Source organism: Promicromonospora kroppenstedtii DSM 19349, assembly GCF_000515355.1.
Taxonomy (GTDB): Bacteria; Actinomycetota; Actinomycetes; order Actinomycetales; family Cellulomonadaceae; genus Promicromonospora; species Promicromonospora kroppenstedtii.
The window spans coordinates 5,993-7,065 of sequence record NZ_KI911591.1 but is presented as its reverse complement, the minus strand read 5'-3'; the positions used below and the strand labels follow the sequence as shown (position 1 = coordinate 7,065).

The window sequence follows — 1,073 nt, the reverse complement described above, 5'->3', positions numbered from 1 at the left end:
AGTCCCTCTGTGAAGGTCCGCCACCCGCACATCTACCCGCCCGTCGTGATCGACGTCGCCGACGAGCGCGTCGAGTCGCACCTCGCGGCGGGCTGGCTTCTCGACGAGGCCCCGGCCGACGAAGAGGCCGAAACCCTACCCCCGAACGCCCCCGACGGACACGCCGCGCGGGGCTCTGACTCCCAGAAGGAGACCGCAGCATGAGCAACTCTGCGAACATCGTCGCGGGCAAGCCGCTCGCGACCGGCGGCGTCCGCATCGGCCCGCTCGGCGCCACCGCCCCGACCGACGCCACGACCGCCCTCGACGCTGCCTTCGTCAGCGCCGGCTACGTCGGCGAGGACGGCCTGACCGAGACGACCGACCGGTCGACCGAGAAGGTCAAGGCCTGGGGCGGTGACATCGTCAAGGTCCTCCAGACCGATTTCTCCGTCTCGTACAGCTTCACCTTCCTGGAGACGCTGAACACCGACGTGCTGAAGGCCGTCTACGGCGACGACAACGTCACCGTGACCGCCGCGACCCCGTCGCCGGCACCCTCCGGACCGTGAAGATCAACGCCGACGTGCTCCCGCACAAGTCGTTCGTCTTCGAGATGAAGGACGGCGACGCGAAGATCCGCATCCACGTCCCGGACGGCCAGGTGAACGAGGTCGGCGAGGTGACCTACAACGACGGCGAGCTCATCGGCTACACGGTGACCATCGAGGCGTTCCGTGACACGGACCTCAACGCCAACGCCGTGAAGTACATCGACGACGGCAAGCCGACCGCCTGACCTGTCGCGCAAGGCCCCTTGCGCGCCTCTAGCTACCCCTCCCGGAGCCCCCGCTAGGCCCGCTCCGGGAGGGGCTCTTCTTTGCTCCACCCCTGGGCCTAGCACCACCACGAACGAAAGGGCCTAGCAGCCATGAGCGACACCACCAAGACCGCCGACCTGTTCTCCTTCGACCACAACGGCGAGACCTACACCTTCGAGAAGTCCCTCTCCGTCGTCCGCTCGCCGAAGTGGCTCCGTGCCAACCGCCGGCGCGACGAGCTCGACCTCACCTTCACGATCCTGGAGGAGGTCG

Annotated in this window: 3 protein-coding genes; all 3 read left to right on the top strand. The window is 67.8% G+C overall.

Annotation, left to right across the window (positions count from 1 at the left end; all coding sequences use genetic code 11):
- Nucleotides 1-204: hypothetical protein (locus tag PROKR_RS02770; RefSeq protein WP_211240005.1), on the top strand; the 204-nt coding region annotated here is incomplete at its 5' end.
- Nucleotides 201-551, top strand: a complete 351-nt coding sequence (locus PROKR_RS30455) for a phage tail tube protein (RefSeq protein ID WP_051432618.1) — start codon at nt 201-203, stop codon at nt 549-551. The genes PROKR_RS02770 and PROKR_RS30455, both read left to right, overlap by 4 nt.
- Entirely contained in the window at nt 548-778 is a 231-nt protein-coding gene (locus PROKR_RS30450; protein WP_051432617.1) for a hypothetical protein, read from the top strand. The genes PROKR_RS30455 and PROKR_RS30450 overlap by 4 nt, the downstream gene beginning before the upstream one ends.
- Nucleotides 779-1,073 lie beyond the last annotated feature (295 nt).